The organism is Proteiniborus sp. MB09-C3 (genome assembly GCF_030263895.1).
Lineage (GTDB): Bacteria > Bacillota > Clostridia > Tissierellales > Proteiniboraceae > Proteiniborus.
In genome coordinates this window covers 3,664,302-3,678,534 of record NZ_CP127161.1, presented here as the reverse complement: position 1 = coordinate 3,678,534, position 14,233 = coordinate 3,664,302, and the positions used below count along the sequence as shown (strand labels likewise).

Here is a 14,233-nt window from a genome sequence, read left to right as displayed (position 1 = left end):
ATTAGAAAGGGGAAAAATAACTTATGATTAAAGTTATTCTTGATAAGTGTAAAGGTTGTAGCATATGTGTTAAAAACTGTCCACTAGATGCTATAGAGGTAAAAGAAAAGAAGGCTCACACTAATGATAAATGTGTATCTTGTGGTATATGTACAAGAGTTTGTCCTTTCAAGGCTATTGAAAGAACAGACGAACAAGCTCCAAAGACAGTAAAATGTACTCACTGTCCTGTTAACTGTACAATACCTGAAGGAAAAACAGGAGCATGTAAGAGATATACAAATATCAACGGAGAGACTGTAAGAAACAGAAAACTTGTTGTTGATGCAATAACAAGCATTCCAGAAACAGAAAAATTACCTTACAAACCTCTTATAACAGCAGTAGGTAGTGGAACAAGCTATCCATGTTGCCGTCCTGCACCATTTATCGTTCAAGATAATGTAGAAGGCGTAGATGTTGTAACAGTTGTAACTGAAGCTCCTCTTAGCTACAGTGGCGTAAAAGTAAAAATAGATACAAACATGCACATAGGTGAAGAGGGTGCAAAGGTTAAAAGAGATGGAAAAGTTGTTGGAATGGTAACAACTGAAGAATATGGAGCAAAGATGCTTACAATTGGTGGAGCTAATCTTCTAAGCAATGGTAATGATGGATTTGTAGTTGCAAGAACAATAGTAGACTTAGCAAACGGAAGAAGATTAACACTAAAAGTAGACAATGGAAGCACTCTTGAGATACAACAAGGTGAAGCTCCTATAATAGATGGTGTAAAAGAAAAACTTATGAGAGTAGGCTGCGGTAGTGCTACTATCGGAATGTTTGCTAGACATCTATGTAAAGTTGTAGATGAAGCAATAATATTAGACTACCATGTTATTGGACTTCTTTCAGAACACTTTGCAGGTCAAGAGGTAGGAATGACTTATAGCGGAGTAGTTCCTTATGGAGTAAAGAGTACAAGAGGAAGATACTTTGGAAATCATGGACATGGTTGGGGCGGAACAGAAATTGTGAACCCAATAGATGCGGTTGTATCTGTCGATATGAATTTATCTAAAGCAGGAAATAAAATATTAGTAACTGAAACTACTGGACAGAAAGCAGCTTTACTAGAAGTTCAAGCAGATGGATCAGTTAAAGAAATTCCTATGACAGACGAAGTATTAAACACAGTTAAGATAATTTCAGACACATGTGAAGAATCAAAAGTTGCAGTTATTTATACTGGAGGAACAGGTGGAAGTGCAAGAGCTGGAGTAACTAATTTCCCTAGAAAGCTAACAGATGCTATCCACAGTGACCAGATTAGAATGACTGTAGCTGGCGCACCAGTATTTATTCTTCCAGGAGGAGGAATAAACTTTATGGTGGATGTAGCAAAGATGATTCCAGAAGCTACAACTTGGGTTCCAACTCCTGCTACTGTAGCACCAGTTGAATACACTATGACAAGAGATAAGTATGAAGAGCTTGGCGGACATACTGATCATATAATTACTAAAGATGAACTTTTAAAAATGCTTGAAAAAGAGGAATAATTATGATTGAAAAGCTTCAAGATGAAAGAATATTTATAAATCATGGTCCTATACAAATGGTGATAGATGTGTCTGTGAAGGGAAAAAGAATGCCGGAAATAGGCCTTGAAGCAGGTAAGCATGTATTAGAACAATTTGATAAGCTAATACAATACATTCCTAAACTAAAAATAATGCGAGCCTATGAAAATACAAGTGATGAATTTCCGGAAGTCCTAAATAAGATGATTATTGCCGTTGAGAAGAGTGGATATAAAGAACTTAATACTCTTGGAGCTGTGGCAGGTTCCTTTTCTGATATAGCTCTTCAAAAAGCAATAGAACTAGGTGGAACTAGAGCTATTGTAAACAATGGCGGAGATATAGCACTAAAGGATTTAGAAGGAAAACCAATTAAAGTTGGGATTCCATATACAAATGATAATGAGAAAGGTCAGCTAGTTTTAACAATTACCGAAGAACAAGATATCCATGGTATTTGTACTAGTGGTACTGGTGGAAGAAGCTTTACAAAGGGCATAGCTACTGCTGCAGTTGCTTTAGCATCTGATGCGGCTACAGCAGATGCATGCGCTACTTATTTAGGCAATATGACTTATGTAGAGGATGAAAATATTATTCGCTGTCTTGCAGAAGAAATAGACTCAGGAACAGATATCAAAGGTCAGCTTGTCACGTTAAAAGTAGGCAAAATTGGAGAAGATAAAAAATACAAAGCATTATTAAATGGACTAAATGTAGCAGAAGACTTGTACAACAAAGGAATAATAAAGGGTGCAATAATCTCAATAGGAAATACAATAGTAAAATATCCAGATAGCTTACTTTTAGAATCAATAAAATTATAATCATAAAAAAACTAAGGAGGTTTTACAAATGGATGTTAAAATTAGAAAATATTATACTTTTGTAGAAGAAATTAAAGCTGATGGCGAAAAGGCAATCGAAGGAAAAGATCACAAAAGAGTATCAATAGCAGTAGTATTTGAAAATCCATATGCAGGAAAATATGTAGAAGATCTTTCTCCATTATCAGATTGGGCTGCATCAGTAACACCAGATTTAGTTGAAAGAGCATTAAAAGCAGCTGGAATTGATAAAAGCGAAGCAGAAAGCTATGGTAAAGGAGCTATAGTTGGTGGAAATGGTGAACTTGAGCATGCAGCAGCATTACTTCACCCATCACTAGGAAAACCATTTAGAGAAGGATTAGGCGGAGGAAAAGCAATCATTCCTTCAGCTAAGAAAATGGGATACCCAGGTTGTACAATAGATGTGCCTCTACACTATAAAGATGCAGCATTCGTTAGAACTCACTTTGATGCAATGGAAGTTAGAGTACCAGATGCCCCAAGAGACAATGAATTAGTATTAGTTCTTTCAGTTACAAACTGTGGAAGACCACATCCAAGAGTTGGCGGATTAAAAGTTGAAGAAATTAAAGGTGAAGATGGATTAAGATAGTCATCAAAAGACTAACAAAATACATCTCATTATCCTAATAAAATTACTAAAAATATATAACCAATTCTAAATCTGACCATGGAAAAGCAATCTCCATGGTCAGTATTATATATAAAGGAGTTATATGTATATGGATAACAAAACTAAAGGTGTAATACTCATGATATCTTCATCACTTTGCTTTGCTTTGATGGCTACAGCTGTAAAGTCAGTTCCAGAAATAAGCATATCTGAAAAAATGTTTTTCAGAAATTTTTTAACTTTAATAGTATCAGGTATTATGATAGTCAGAAATAAAAAATCTTTTATAGGTAAAAATAAAAAAGGATTATTTATTAGAAGTATTTTTGGTCTATTGGGAGTAGCAGGAAATTATTATGCTATATCTAGACTACCACTTGCTGAATCAGAAATATTAAATAAAACATCTTCTTTTTTTGTAATAATATTAGCAGGAATGTTCTTAAATGAAAAAATAACAAGGAAGCAAATTTTTATAATTATTTTAGCTTTTATTGGAGGAATTTTTGTAATAAAACCTAGACTAGATTTTTCTGTAGTACCAGCTTTAGCTGGGCTGTTTGGTGCATTTTTTGCAGGGGCGGCTTATACAATGGTAAGATACTTAAATCGCACAGATGATCCAGATACTATAGTTTTCTACTTTGGCTTAATATCTACTATAGCGGTAATTCCTCTAATGCTTTTAGATGGATTTGTGTTATCTAGTTTTCCTCAATTCTTAAAGCTAATATTTGTAGGAATATTTGCTGCAGCTGCACAGGTTTTTATGGCATATGCATATAGTCTTGCTTCAGCTAGTGAGTTATCTATATATTTGTATATAAGCATTGTATTTTCTATAATAATAGGAATTATTATGTGGAATGAGTTTCCAGATGTATTTAGTCTTCTAGGTGGACTCATTATTATATCAGCTGGATATATGAACTATAAATTTAATATTAAAAGAAATAAGCTTAAAAGTAGCTTAAATTAGTAAGTTTTTAGTATATTTATTGTTAAATAACTAACCAAAAACATTTCAATTATGAAATTCTGGTTTCAATTTTGAAATATGATTAGATTAAGTATTACCAATGGTTACGGCTTAATTTTTAGAGAACATTGCAAATACGAAAAAAATGTCAAAATTAGTCACTGATTTTGCCAAATAAACCTATCAAAACACGTAAATAAGTATGTTTTAGTTGGCATGAAAAGTGCATTAATATAATAGATGAGGAGACCAAATATCCTTTTAGCTACCAATAGCAAATAGATGAATTATTTTTAATTACTATCAATAAAAAAAATTGACGAGAGGGTGTGAGAAAGTTAATTATTTTTATAACAAAGTGGCGGCGAAGGGGTGGCCTACCTGTATTGTAGCTTATTAAAAATTAATAATTTAAGGAGGAGTTCAAATTGGCTGAAAATCATGATGGACAAGTAGCAAATAAAGGTACGGAAAACGCTTTTAATCCAGTGCCAGATTCTGAAAGAAAGTCATTAATAAGCCTTACATTTGTTTTAGCAGGATATCCAATTGCACTATCAAATTTTGTCATAGGCGGAGCAGTAGGAGTAGGGATGACGTTTCCTAAGGCGGTAATGACGCTTTTAGTTGGTAATGGTGTTCTTATGGCAATCGTTTTAGCCACTGGGTATATGGCATTTAAAACAGGCCTCTCAACATCTTTCTTATCTAGAAGAGCTTTCGGGAAAAAAGGCTCTAGTATTTTTTCAATTTTACTAGCCATTTCCTCTGTAACCTGGATATCATTAAATGGTGATATTTTTGCTAGATTAATAAAAAGTACATTTTCATGGTGGACTTTGCCAGTTTCAATCACTGCAATTATATGTATAGCATTGTGGACTCAATCAGCTATTAGAGGCTATAAAGGTCTAGAAATAATAAGCTTTTTAGGCGTGCCTGCAGCATTGATATTATCTGCAATAGGAGTTATTGCAGTTGCAAGAACTACTGGAGGCTTTGGTGATGTATTTAGCTACATACCAGTTGAGCCAATTTCATTTACAGCAGCTACATCCTCTATCATAGGTGGATGGGTATTTGGAGCTACCATAACTCCAGACGTATGTAGATTTGCTAAGAGTACAAGAGACTTGATTATTTCAGGAATAGTTGCCTTTACTATAGGGTGCTTAGGCCTACAATTTGCGGGGGCACTAGTTGCTATATCTACAGGTAACGGTGATTTTACAGTAGCTATGGCTGCATTAGGACTTTCTTTAATAGCATTTTTCGCTGCAATATTCTGTCTATGGACTACCCAAGACAATAATATTTATGGAGCAAGTTTAGCAATTCAAAATATATTAGAAGAAACTAAATATAAAGGAAAAATACAACATAAGCATATTGCACTAGCTACAGCAGGATTAGCAGCTGTGTTTGCAGCACTTGGAATATATAAACATATACTTCCTATAATCCAATTTTTATCATTATTAATTCCACCAGTTTCAGGACTGATTATAGGAGAAGAGTTCTTTGTAAAGAATTCAAAGGAAAAATTAAGTGTAAATGGAGTAGCTCTTATTTCATGGCTTGTAGCTGGTATAGCTAGCTATATATCACTAAAAGCAGATGTATTTGTACCACCAATAGTGGGAATACTAACAAGCTGTATTGTATACGTGATATTAAGCAAGATATTTGATAAAAAAATTAAAGCAGCTTAATATATAAATTGAAGCCCTCGTGAAAAAACGAGGGCTTTTAAATTTTTAGAAAGTACTTTGGCTCAAGGCTTGTCATGCTTTGCAAATGTAATCTCTTCGTTTTTTTATTAAATAATCAGATTGTATAACTATAAAAGTGGTATAATAATTATATTTACATGAGAAATTTTTTCAAAATACCAATTAAGTAGAGAGGGAAAAATTATGAAATATAATGTGATGACAAGAGGCGATAAAGTAATTATTCGAAAGATGAAGCATTTTGAACCGAAGCATATATTTGAATGCGGGCAATGCTTTAGATGGGACAAAGAAGCTGACGACAGTTACACAGGTGTGGCTCATGGGAAAATTTTGAATGTTAGAAAAGATGGGGAGAATATCATTTTTTCTAATACAAGCTTAGATGACTTTAATGACATATGGGTAGATTATTTTGATTTAAAAAATGACTATGGAGAAATTAAAGATAAATTATCTGATGATCCAACGCTAAAAGAAGCTATTAAATTTGGTTACGGAATAAGGATATTAAAGCAAGACGAGTGGGAAATGCTTATATCATTTATTATGTCTGCAAGAAATAGTATCCCTATGATTAAGAGATCCATAAATATTCTAAGCGAAAGATATGGCAAATACATAGGTGAGTACAATGGGAAAAATTATTATAGTTTTCCTGAGGCTGATGTCCTAGCTCAACTATCTCTTGAAGATATACAGGATTGCAAAACATCTTTTAGAGCGAAATACATAGCTAATGCTGCTGCTATAGTGTCAGGGGGAGACATAGATATATATAGGATTAAAAATCTTTCTACAAAGGACGCTAGAAAGGAATTGATGAGATTTGCAGGAGTAGGACCAAAAGTTTCTGACTGTATTATGCTATTTTCAATGAATAAGTATGATGCATTTCCAATAGATGTTTGGGTAAAAAGGGTTATGGAATATTTCTATTTAAAACAAGATACTAGTTTAAAGATTATACAGGAATATGGACAAAATAAATTTCGGGACTATGCAGGATATGCTCAACAATACTTATTCTATTATGCCAGGGAGCTAGGCATAGGGAAATAACGAGAATTGAGAATTAAAAATTGTAGCTGAACAATAGAGCCTAAGGACAAGGGAGAATAATTCTTATACTTGCTCTATTTTGATTGATATATCGATAATATAATTGGGTGAATTGGAGATTTTACAAGAAAGTTTCATGGCGTTATGAAAAGTATAGATATATCACGATATTAAGTGAAAAACGGATAAAAGATATCATAAACTCAATAAACAACAGAATAAACTGAAATACAGCTAAAATAAGAATTTGATTCTATAAAATTCTTTAGATAACATATATGGTGTAAGAATTAGCACTCAACGTTGGAGAGTGCTAATAAATGAAAAAGTAAAAGACAAATTTAAAATAAACAGGGAGGGTAAAACATGAATATTAAGCCATTAGGAGACAGAGTTGTAATTAAAAAGGTAGAGGTTGAAGAAAAAACTAAGAGCGGTATAGTTCTTCCAAGCTCAGCTAAAGAACAGCCACAAATAGCTGAAGTTGTTGCAGTTGGTGCTGGAATAACAGAAGATGAAAAGAAAAAAGATGAAATAAAGGTTGGAGATAAGGTAATATTCTCTAAATACTCAGGAACTGAAATTAAGGTTGACGATGTAGAATATACTATAGTTAAATTGGCTGATATATTAGCTGTAGTTGATTAAGATTAAAGAATTATAAGAAATTTGACTAAATATAAGGAGTGTGAATGTAATGGCTAAGGAAATTAGATTTAGTGAAGAAGCACGTCGTGCTATGGAAAAAGGTATAAACAAACTTGCAGATACAGTAAAGGTAACTTTAGGACCAAAGGGAAGAAATGTTGTATTAGATAAAAAGTTTGGTTCGCCATTAATTACAAATGATGGTGTTACTATAGCTCGTGAAATAGAACTTGAAGATAAATATGAAAATATGGGAGCTCAATTAGTAAAAGAGGTAGCTACAAAAACTAATGATGTTGCTGGAGACGGTACTACTACAGCTACAATATTAGCTCAAGCAATAATTAGAGAAGGATTAAAAAACGTTGCTGCAGGTGCTAACCCAATGATAGTAAAAAGAGGTATACATAAAGCAGTAGACGTTGCTGTAGATGAAATTAAAGCACTTTCTAAGCCAATAGAAAGTAAAGGGTCTATAGCTCAAGTTGCATCTATATCAGCTGGTGATGATGAAATAGGAAGCTTAATTGCAGAAGCTATGGATAAGGTTGGCAAAGAAGGAGTTATTACAGTTGAAGAATCAAGATCAATGGGAACTACCCTTGATGTTGTTGAAGGTATGCAATTTGATAGAGGATATCTATCAGCATACATGGTAACTGATACAGATAAAATGGAAGCTGTATTAGAAAATCCATATATCTTAATTACTGATAAAAAGATAACTAATATTCAAGAAATACTTCCAATATTAGAGCAAATAGTTCAACAAGGAAAACAATTATTAATCATTGCTGAAGAAGTTGAAGGAGAGGCATTAGCTACATTAGTAGTTAACAAGCTAAGAGGAACATTTACATGTGTTGCTGTTAAGGCACCAGGATTCGGAGATAGAAGAAAAGACATGTTAAGAGACATAGCTATTCTAACAGGTGGAGAAGTTATATCAGAAGAATTAGGATATGACCTAAAAGAAGCTACAATAGATATGCTAGGAAAAGCTCAAACTGTAAAGGTTGACAAGGAAAATACTACAATAGTAAATGGTGCTGGTGAACAGCAAGCTATTCAAGATAGAGTTAAACAATTAAAAGCTCAAATAGAGGAAACAACTTCAGAATTTGACAAAGAAAAACTTCAAGAAAGACTAGCAAAATTATCTGGTGGAGTTGCAGTTATCCAAGTTGGAGCAGCTACAGAAACAGAATTAAAAGAAAAGAAACTTAGAATTGAAGATGCATTAGCTGCTACTAGAGCTGCAGTTGAAGAGGGTATAGTATCAGGTGGTGGAGTTGCATTAATAAATGTTGTTCCAGCAGTTAAAAAATTATTAGGATCTGCTAATGGAGACGAAAAAACAGGAATCAATATAATCGTGAGAGCTTTAGAAGAGCCAGTAAGACAAATTGCTGCAAACGCAGGATTAGAAGGATCAATTATAGTAGAAAAGGTTAAAGAAAGTGAAACAGGCATTGGATTCGATGCATTAAATGAGGAATACGTAAATATGATTGAAGCAGGTATAGTAGACCCAGCAAAGGTAACAAGATCAGCTCTTCAAAATGCTGCATCAATAGCTGCTATGATACTTACTACAGAAGCTGTAGTAACTGATTTACCAGAAGAAAACGAACCAGCTATGCCAGGAATGGGTGGCATGGGTGGAATGGGCGGAATGATGTAACAAAACCGTACTCCAATTGATATCGCTAGTTTAGAAATAGACAATATCAAATTGAAGCTATATTTGTTGCCCTTGGAGGCTTTGCATAAGTGTACTGAACTTATGTGGAGCCTCTTTTTTAATATATTTTGTTATAGGTTTTACGATTATATTTATTTGATAGATAATAGTTACTAGACTTTCTCTGAATTGAGTATTGGTTTATTGTAAAAAAGTTGCTTTGAACAATATGAAAGATATAGCATATAATTAATGTAGAAAATAGTACAAGGATAGGAAATAGATTTAAGGAAGTGATTTAAATCGCTAGGCTATTAAGGCTAGGAAGTAAAGGTGAAGATGTAAAGGAGTTACAAAGAAGATTATTACAAATAGGTTATTATAAAGGGGCTATAGATGGAATGTTTGGACCCGCAACAGATAGAGCTGTAAAAACCTTTCAGTCTAAAAGCTTACTTGTAGTAGATGGTATTGTAGGTCCAGCTACTATAAAAGCACTATATAATTGGAAAAAGGAAAGTAGGTATTATAAATACAATAGTGCCCATGTAATTGAAATAGAACCACTTGATTTATATATAGATGTAGTCAAAAAAGCAGGAAATGTAATCTTAGGAGATTTCATTAATGGCGGTTTATTTGGAATGTATCGAAGTAGTATGGTATCTATCTCTACATTAGTTAAAGATGGCAAGGTATTAGCTGAACAGTTATCTCATGATACAGTAAGGCGTGGTACTTTTATTGTTTGGAAAGATGGTATGGTTTCAGTTGAGATGATAGACTTTATCAGCAAATACCATAAGCTGAATGATATTAAATTTGCTATTGGGGGATATAATATAATACCAGTAGGCAAAACAATCAGAGAGCAGTTAAAATCAGAGTGGTTTGACTATAATGCTTTAGGTTATAGAACATGGAGAAGCGTGCTAGGGTATTCTGAAAGCAAAAATAAGGTTTTTGTAGTCATTGCTCAAAATGCAGATGTAGAAGAAGGGTCTAAGATATTAAAGAACCTAGGCTGCAATATTGGAATAGGTTTAGACAGTGGTGGGTCAACCTGCGGAAGATTTGAAGGAAAATTGATTAGAAGTACAACTAGAGTAATTCATAATATAATAAGATGGATATAAATTAACATAATCTATTTATAAATGATATAATATACCCAAGAATGTTATCGGGGGTGAAAGTATATGGATAGCAAAGAATTACTAGTTGCCATTCGGGAGATAGTGAGAGAAGAGATAGGGCCGGTAAAACAGGATATCTCTATACTAAAGCAAAATGTAACGGGATTAAGGCAAGATGTAGATAGTATGAAATCTACATTAAAAGAGCATGGACAAATATTGTCTGCTTTAGAACATAAACTAGATGTAGTAAAGGCTGAACAAGAAAACATGAAGCATGACATAAATAAGATAACAGGTAAATTGGAATCTATAGAAAAAAATATGAGTTTAGTAGAAGCAGCAACTGCACACAACTGGGGAGAAATAGTTAAATTAAGGTCAAGTATATAAATTGTATTAAAAACCATACCTAGTTAAAAGGTATGGTTTTTATGGCACTCTTAAAAAATATATCTTTATTTACACTTATTAACTATGCTTTCGATTTCTTTTTCGCTAGCTAATTTCACGCTATTCCAACCTCTAATTTCAGCCGCTTCAAGAACAGTAGATTGTATTTGCTCGATATTTGATTGACATTTTAAAAGTATTTGCCTAAGCTCTAAACATGAAGATTCCATTATAGTGCTGTTATAAGAATTTGATATTTGCCTTTCAGAGTAAATAAGATCAGTCAACAAATCCTTTTCCGTAAGATGCTTATCTATGTACAAGATAATCCTCTCCTTATAATAGAATTTTATCACTAAAGAATCTCATTGCTATAGATGTTGTATTGTCAGGAATTCAAATATGACAGTAGCAATCTATAGTTTTCTTCATGCACTTTTCCAGTATTATAACAAATATTTTTCAACTCACTATCGAAGATTGTGTTACTGTAGGAAGAACATTTTTTCGAAAGAAGCTGTTCATGATTTAAAAGCTCCTCTAATAATTGAAGTGTTTTATAATCAGAATCTTTTTTTATCGTGGTTTTTTCCAATATACCACCTCCACACCTTGATAGCTTAAATTATAGTATAATTATTATGTCAGTTTATTAAAAATATATAGCATGTAAAAAATGAGACTTAAAACAAAAGATAACTAACCAAAGGACTTTATAAGATATTTTGTTTCTTTTCTATGATAATTATTGGGAATAATAGATATTATATTAAGAAATGTTAATAATAATATTAGATATTTTCCTTGACAACCATGTAATTTTTTGTTAAGTTTATAGGAAAAACAGATTTGAAAACTCATATATACCCTAGAATAAGGCTAGGGAGTCTCTACCGGATTACCGTAAATTATCCGACTATGGGTGGAATGAAATAGCTAGAATTATATAAATTCTAGGATTAATTGTGCTTTTAAGTACACAATTCCACTCAGGGGACTGTGTACTTTTCTTTTTAATTATTGTCTGTTCAAATGCTTTTATTTTTCTTTATTATTTTCTTTAGTTTTTTAAACAATTCTTAATTATCAATTAACAATTAAAATATTTAGGGGGCTATAAAATGGAAAAATTTGTCGGAGAAGGTTTAACATTTGATGATGTACTATTAGTACCAGCACAATCGGAAGTACTTCCTAAGGATGTACAAACAAGTACAAATCTTACTAAAAAAATTAGATTAAATATGCCTATTATGAGTGCAGGAATGGATACGGTAACTGACTCAAAGATGGCTATAGCAATTGCCAGAGAAGGCGGTATAGGAATTATTCATAAGAATATGTCCATAGAAAGTCAGGCTTTAGAAGTTGACAGAGTGAAGAGATCAGAGCATGGTGTTATAACGGATCCCTTTTATTTATCGCCAAATCACATCTTATCAGATGCATTAGAACTTATGGCGAGATACAGAATATCTGGAGTACCAATTGTAGATGATGACATGAAGTTAGTAGGAATAATCACAAATAGAGATATAAGATTTGAAACAGATTCTTCAAAAAAAATATATGATGTAATGACAAAGGAAAATTTAATTGTAGCAGAGCCAGACATAACCTTAGATGAAGCACAGGAAAAATTGAAGTCACATAAAATAGAAAAGCTTCCTTTAGTAGATAATAATAATGTTCTAGTAGGACTTATTACTATAAAAGATATTGAAAAGAAAATAGCATTTCCTAATTCTGCAACAGATAGCACGGGAAGGCTTTTAGCAGGAGCAGCAGTAGGAGTTACAGCAGATGTAATGGATAGAGTAAAAGCATTAGTAAAGGCTAAGGTTGACGTAATAGTTGTAGACACTGCTCATGGACATTCAAAAGGAGTTATGGAAACAGTTGCTAGGATAAAGAATGAGTATCCAGATTTGCAGATAATTGCAGGAAATGTAGCTACAGCAGAAGCAACAGAGGCTCTTATAAAAGCGGGAGCAGATGCAGTAAAAGTAGGAATAGGTCCTGGTTCCATATGTACCACAAGGGTAGTAGCAGGAGTTGGCGTACCACAGGTTACTGCAATATTAAATTGCGCACAGGCTGCGAAAAAATATGGTATACCTATAATCGGAGATGGTGGTATAAAATATTCAGGAGATATTGTAAAAGCAATAGCAGCAGGTGCGGATGTAGTTATGATTGGTTCCATGTTTGCAGGTACAGAAGAAAGCCCTGGAGAAATGGAATTGTACGAGGGCAGAAGATTTAAAGTATATAGAGGTATGGGCTCACTTGGGGCTATGGCTGCAGGCAGCAAGGATAGATATTTCCAAGAGAACAACAAGAAACTAGTACCAGAAGGAATTGAGGGAAGAGTACCATATAGAGGACCTATCAGCGATGTAACTTATCAGTTAATAGGTGGATTGAGGGCTGGCATGGGATATTGCGGCACCGCAACTATAGAAGATTTAAAAGAAAGAGGACAATTTATCAGAATAACCAATGCTGGATTATTAGAAAGCCATCCACATGATGTTAAAATTACTAAGGAAGCTCCAAACTACAGTAAAAGTTTTTAATAAATAAAACAATTGGAGGAATGAAAATGAGCAGCAATATATCAGAGAACTTTGTAGACGAATCAATTCAAGAAATAAAAGATCAAATAGGGGATAAAAAAGCAATATGTGCATTATCTGGTGGAGTTGACTCGTCAGTATGTGCTGTATTAGTTCACAAGGCTATCGGTAAAAATCTTACTTGTATATTTGTAGACCATGGTCTTTTAAGAAAAAATGAGGCAGACGAGGTAGAAGAAGTATTTAGAAATAAATTTGATATGAATCTTATAAGAGTAAATGCTCAGGAACGTTTTTTAAACAAGCTAAAGGGAGTTACAGACCCTGAAACAAAAAGAAAAGTAATAGGTGAAGAATTCATTAGGGTTTTTGAAGAAGAAAAGCAGAAATTGGGGCAAAGCGATTTTCTAGTACAAGGAACAATATATCCAGACATAATAGAAAGTGGAACTGAAGGAACAGCTGTTGTAAAAAGTCATCACAATGTTGGTGGACTTCCAGAGGATGTAGACTTTGAACTAGTAGAGCCTCTAAAAATGCTTTATAAGGATGATGTAAGAGAAGTGGGAAGACGTCTTGGACTTCCAGATGAGTTAGTAAATAGACAGCCATTTCCTGGACCAGGTATTGGAGTAAGGGTGCTAGGAGAATTAACTGTAGATAAGCTAAATGTTTTAAGAGAAGCTGATTGGATATTTAGAGAGGAAATCAAAAAAGCAGGTCTAGACAAAGAAATCTGGCAATACTTTGCAGTACTTCCAAATGTTCAATCTGTTGGAGTTGTAAATGGTGAAAGAACATATTGCCATACCATAGCTTTAAGAGCTATAACTACTAAGGACGCTATGACAGCTAAATGGTACCCAATTCCATTGGAGCTATTAGAAAAGATATCTACAAGAATTACAGATGAAGTACCTGAAGTAAATAGAGTAGTGTATGATATTACGAATAAACCTCCTGCAACAATTGAGTGGGAGTAATAGACAAAAA

13 protein-coding genes, 1 pseudogene and 1 riboswitch are annotated in these 14,233 nt (G+C 33.4%); of the genes and pseudogenes, 12 read left to right on the top strand and 2 right to left on the bottom strand.

Translation table 11 applies throughout. The features are described 5' to 3' along the window. The first annotated feature begins 23 nt into the window (after window positions 1–23). The 10 genes from QO263_RS18015 (at window position 24) to QO263_RS17970 (ending at window position 10,661) form a co-directional block, all read left to right on the top strand. Window positions 24–1,541: a DUF362 domain-containing protein gene (locus tag QO263_RS18015; RefSeq protein ID WP_285624489.1), complete on the top strand. Its 1,518-nt coding sequence runs from the start codon at window positions 24–26 to the stop codon at window positions 1,539–1,541. A gap of 2 nt (window positions 1,542–1,543) precedes the next feature. Further along, window positions 1,544–2,389 carry a UPF0280 family protein gene (locus tag QO263_RS18010; protein WP_285624486.1) on the top strand — a complete coding sequence of 282 codons (846 nt, stop codon included), beginning with the start codon at window positions 1,544–1,546 and terminating at the stop codon, window positions 2,387–2,389. Between the two features lie 28 nt (window positions 2,390–2,417). Continuing rightward, on the top strand, window positions 2,418–3,005 hold the full coding sequence (locus tag QO263_RS18005) for an amino acid synthesis family protein (RefSeq protein ID WP_285624484.1): 588 nt from the start codon (window positions 2,418–2,420) through the stop codon (window positions 3,003–3,005). 130 nt (window positions 3,006–3,135) lie between these two features. Next, complete coding sequence (locus QO263_RS18000; protein WP_285624481.1) at window positions 3,136–4,005, top strand: DMT family transporter; 870 nt, start codon at window positions 3,136–3,138, stop codon at window positions 4,003–4,005. Window positions 4,006–4,433: 428 nt separating this feature from the next. After that, window positions 4,434–5,717: a purine-cytosine permease family protein gene (locus QO263_RS17995; protein WP_285624477.1), complete on the top strand. Its 1,284-nt coding sequence runs from the start codon at window positions 4,434–4,436 to the stop codon at window positions 5,715–5,717. A gap of 204 nt (window positions 5,718–5,921) precedes the next feature. Next, complete coding sequence (locus QO263_RS17990) at window positions 5,922–6,800, top strand: DNA-3-methyladenine glycosylase family protein (RefSeq protein ID WP_285624474.1); 879 nt, start codon at window positions 5,922–5,924, stop codon at window positions 6,798–6,800. A gap of 366 nt (window positions 6,801–7,166) precedes the next feature. After that, window positions 7,167–7,448 carry a co-chaperone GroES gene (locus QO263_RS17985; RefSeq protein ID WP_285624471.1) on the top strand — a complete coding sequence of 94 codons (282 nt, stop codon included), beginning with the start codon at window positions 7,167–7,169 and terminating at the stop codon, window positions 7,446–7,448. 49 nt (window positions 7,449–7,497) lie between these two features. After that, window positions 7,498–9,132: a chaperonin GroEL gene (gene groL, locus QO263_RS17980; protein WP_285624468.1), complete on the top strand. Its 1,635-nt coding sequence runs from the start codon at window positions 7,498–7,500 to the stop codon at window positions 9,130–9,132. 302 nt (window positions 9,133–9,434) lie between these two features. Further along, window positions 9,435–10,268 carry a peptidoglycan-binding protein gene (locus tag QO263_RS17975; protein ID WP_285629350.1) on the top strand — a complete coding sequence of 278 codons (834 nt, stop codon included), beginning with the start codon at window positions 9,435–9,437 and terminating at the stop codon, window positions 10,266–10,268. 63 nt (window positions 10,269–10,331) lie between these two features. Continuing rightward, entirely contained in the window at window positions 10,332–10,661 is a 330-nt protein-coding gene (locus QO263_RS17970; RefSeq protein WP_285624466.1) for a hypothetical protein, read from the top strand. Between the two features lie 65 nt (window positions 10,662–10,726). Here the strand turns inward: QO263_RS17970 and QO263_RS17965 are convergent, their stop codons facing one another. Continuing rightward, a complete protein-coding gene (locus QO263_RS17965; protein WP_285624464.1) occupies window positions 10,727–10,984 on the bottom strand; it encodes a spore coat protein in 258 nt (85 codons plus the stop codon). Window positions 10,985–11,049: 65 nt separating this feature from the next. Next, window positions 11,050–11,256 carry a hypothetical protein gene (locus QO263_RS17960; RefSeq protein WP_285624461.1) on the bottom strand — a complete coding sequence of 69 codons (207 nt, stop codon included), beginning with the start codon at window positions 11,254–11,256 and terminating at the stop codon, window positions 11,050–11,052. Between the two features lie 242 nt (window positions 11,257–11,498). Then, window positions 11,499–11,600: riboswitch (purine riboswitch) on the top strand. A gap of 182 nt (window positions 11,601–11,782) precedes the next feature. On the opposite strand from QO263_RS17960, the gene guaB reads away from it, so the two are divergent. Further along, the gene (guaB, locus tag QO263_RS17955; protein ID WP_285624459.1) at window positions 11,783–13,240 is read left to right on the top strand and encodes an IMP dehydrogenase; all 1,458 of its coding nucleotides are present in this window, start codon (window positions 11,783–11,785) and stop codon (window positions 13,238–13,240) included. A 47-nt stretch (window positions 13,241–13,287) separates the two neighbouring features. After that, window positions 13,288–14,223 (top strand): annotated as a pseudogene (gene guaA, locus QO263_RS17950) (glutamine-hydrolyzing GMP synthase); the annotation flags it as partial. Between the last annotated feature and the right edge of the window lie 10 nt (window positions 14,224–14,233).

What these genes read in the sequence shown, in the direction of transcription:
- QO263_RS18015 (WP_285624489.1), top strand. Translation starts at nt 24, where the DNA reads ATGATTAAAGTTATTCTTGATAAGTGTAAAGGTTGTAGCATATGTGTT.
- QO263_RS18010 (WP_285624486.1), top strand. Translation starts at nt 1,544, where the DNA reads ATGATTGAAAAGCTTCAAGATGAAAGAATATTTATAAATCATGGTCCT.
- QO263_RS18005 (WP_285624484.1), top strand. Translation starts at nt 2,418, where the DNA reads ATGGATGTTAAAATTAGAAAATATTATACTTTTGTAGAAGAAATTAAA.
- QO263_RS18000 (WP_285624481.1), top strand. Translation starts at nt 3,136, where the DNA reads ATGGATAACAAAACTAAAGGTGTAATACTCATGATATCTTCATCACTT.
- QO263_RS17990 (WP_285624474.1), top strand. Translation starts at nt 5,922, where the DNA reads ATGAAATATAATGTGATGACAAGAGGCGATAAAGTAATTATTCGAAAG.
- QO263_RS17985 (WP_285624471.1), top strand. Translation starts at nt 7,167, where the DNA reads ATGAATATTAAGCCATTAGGAGACAGAGTTGTAATTAAAAAGGTAGAG.
- groL (WP_285624468.1), top strand. Translation starts at nt 7,498, where the DNA reads ATGGCTAAGGAAATTAGATTTAGTGAAGAAGCACGTCGTGCTATGGAA.
- QO263_RS17970 (WP_285624466.1), top strand. Translation starts at nt 10,332, where the DNA reads ATGGATAGCAAAGAATTACTAGTTGCCATTCGGGAGATAGTGAGAGAA.
- guaB (WP_285624459.1), top strand. Translation starts at nt 11,783, where the DNA reads ATGGAAAAATTTGTCGGAGAAGGTTTAACATTTGATGATGTACTATTA.